The organism is Actinomadura sp. 7K534 (genome assembly GCF_004348575.1).
Classification (GTDB): Bacteria; Actinomycetota; Actinomycetes; order Streptosporangiales; family Streptosporangiaceae; genus Spirillospora; species Spirillospora livida.
The window spans coordinates 1-2,062 of record NZ_SMKB01000449.1 but is presented as its reverse complement, the minus strand read 5'-3'; the positions used below and the strand labels follow the sequence as shown (position 1 = coordinate 2,062).

2 protein-coding genes are annotated in these 2,062 nt (G+C 75.2%); one reads left to right on the top strand and one right to left on the bottom strand.

Features of this window, described 5'->3' with window-relative positions; all coding sequences use genetic code 11:
* Positions 1-481, bottom strand: a 481-nt coding sequence (locus E1266_RS37000; RefSeq protein WP_165966372.1) for a hemerythrin domain-containing protein, incomplete at its 3' end; no start/stop codon positions are given.
* 181 nt (positions 482-662) lie between these two features.
* Between E1266_RS37000 and E1266_RS36995 the strand changes: the two genes are divergently transcribed.
* Positions 663-2,062 (top strand): MFS transporter (locus E1266_RS36995; protein ID WP_243719364.1); only part of this gene is annotated, 1,400 nt, incomplete at its 3' end.

The window sequence follows — 2,062 nt, the reverse complement described above, 5'->3', positions numbered from 1 at the left end:
CCTCGGCGACCGCCCGCCAGTCCCCGGGGCCGAGCACCGCCTCCGCCAGCGGCACCGCGCTCATCTCCTCGTGCCGCAGGTGCGCCTCCACCGCCTCGCGCAGCTCCCCCACCGCCGCGGCCAGATCACCCGTCCGCCCGGCTCCGTCCCGCCCGCCGGTGGCGCGGATCGCGGCGTCGACCCGCCCGGCCAGCGGCCCGATCCGCGCGTGCTCGGCGTGCATCTGCGCCAGCACGGCCCGCCCGGCGGGGCCGCCGTCCGCCCGCGCCGCCCGCGGCCACAGCACCGCGTCCTCCAGGTCGTGGTGCAGCCGGATCTGCTCCTTGAGGTTGTCCCAGCCCGCGCGCACGTGCGGACGCCCGACCTTGCCCGCCGCCGCTGCCGCCGCGAGCCGGTCCAGGTCCCGGCGGAACGCGTCATGCGGGGCGTGGACGAGGGTGTGGCAGATCACCTCGCGCGGCCGCGTCGCGAATGCTCCCATGCCGATAAGACCTCCCCGCCGGGGCCGATGTGACATCGCGGGCGCCGCGGGAGACGCATCTCACCCCGCCGGGCGACCTCGGACGGGCGACCTGTGCATTGTGCGGACACCCCAACGTATGTATTGTGCACAGGTTCCCGTCGCCGAGCGCCGGACCGAGCCGCAGACTGAGGAGAACCGCGTGAAACAGGCCGAGCCCGCCGTCCGCCCGGGCGCGATCGTCGGAGTGCTGGCGGCCGCCGGCATCGTCGCGGCGCTCATGCAGACGCTGGTGGTGCCGTTCGTCGGGGAGATGCCGCGCCTGCTGGACACCAGCGCCTCCAACGCCTCCTGGGTGGTCACGGTCACGCTGCTGGCGGGCGCGGTGTCCATCCCGGTGACCGGGCGGCTCGGCGACCTGCACGGCAAGCGCGCCGTCCTGCTGGCCTGCGCGGTGCCGCTGACCGCCGGGTCGCTGGTGTGCGCGCTCACCGACACGGTCATCCCGATGATCATCGGGCGCGGGCTGCAGGGCGTCGGGATGGGCCTGATCCCGCTCGGCATCAGCGTCCTGCGCGAGCTGCTGCCGCCCGAACGGCTCGGCTCGGCGATCGCGCTGATCAGCGCCTCCCTCGGCATCGGCGGCGCCCTCGGCCTGCCCATCGCGGCCGCCGTCGCCGAGCACACCAGCTGGCGCGCCCTGTTCTGGGGCTCGGCCGTGCTCAGCGCACTGATCGGCGTGCTGATCTGGCGGCTGGTGCCGCCCACTCCCCCGCAGGCCGAGGGACGCCTGGACGTCGTAGGCGCGCTCGGCCTGGGCACCGGGCTGGTCTGCATGCTGCTGGGCTTCTCCAAGGGCTCGGACTGGGGCTGGGCCAGCGCCCCCACCCTCGGCCTGCTCACCGCCGCCGCGGTCGTCCTGCCGGCCTGGGCGTGGTGGGAACTGCGGTCGGCCGATCCGCTGGTCGACCTGCGCGTCACCGCGCGGCGCCAGGTCCTGTTCACCAACCTGGCCTCGATCCTGGTCGGCTGCGCCATGTACGCGCAGGCGCTGATCGTGGTGCAGCTGCTGCAGCTGCCCGAGGCCACCGGGTACGGCCTCGGGCAGTCGATGCTGGCCGCCGGGCTGTGGCTGGCGCCGGCCGGGCTGATGATGATGGCGGTCTCGCCGCTGGGCGCCAAGCTGTCGGCCGCCGCCGGGCCCAAGGTCACCCTCGGCGCCGGCAGCCTCGTCATCGCCCTCGGCTACGGTTCCTCGGTGCCGCTGATGGGCTCGACGTGGGGGCTGCTGGTCGTCACCGTCGTCTGCAACGCCGGCGTCGGGCTCGCCTACGGCGCGATGCCCGCCCTGATCATGAGCGCGGTGCCGGCCTCGGAGACCGCGTCGGCCAACGGGTTCAACACCCTGATGCGCTCGGTCGGCACGACCGTGTCGGCCGCCGTCGTCGGGGTCGTCCTGGCCCAGATGACCACCACCATGGGCGGACGGGTCCTGCCGTCCGAGGCCGGGTTCCGCACCAGCATGCTGTTCGGCTGCGGCGTCGCGCTGCTGGCCGCGGCGGTCACCCTGGCCATCCCCGGGCGCGCCCCCCGGCCCCGGGC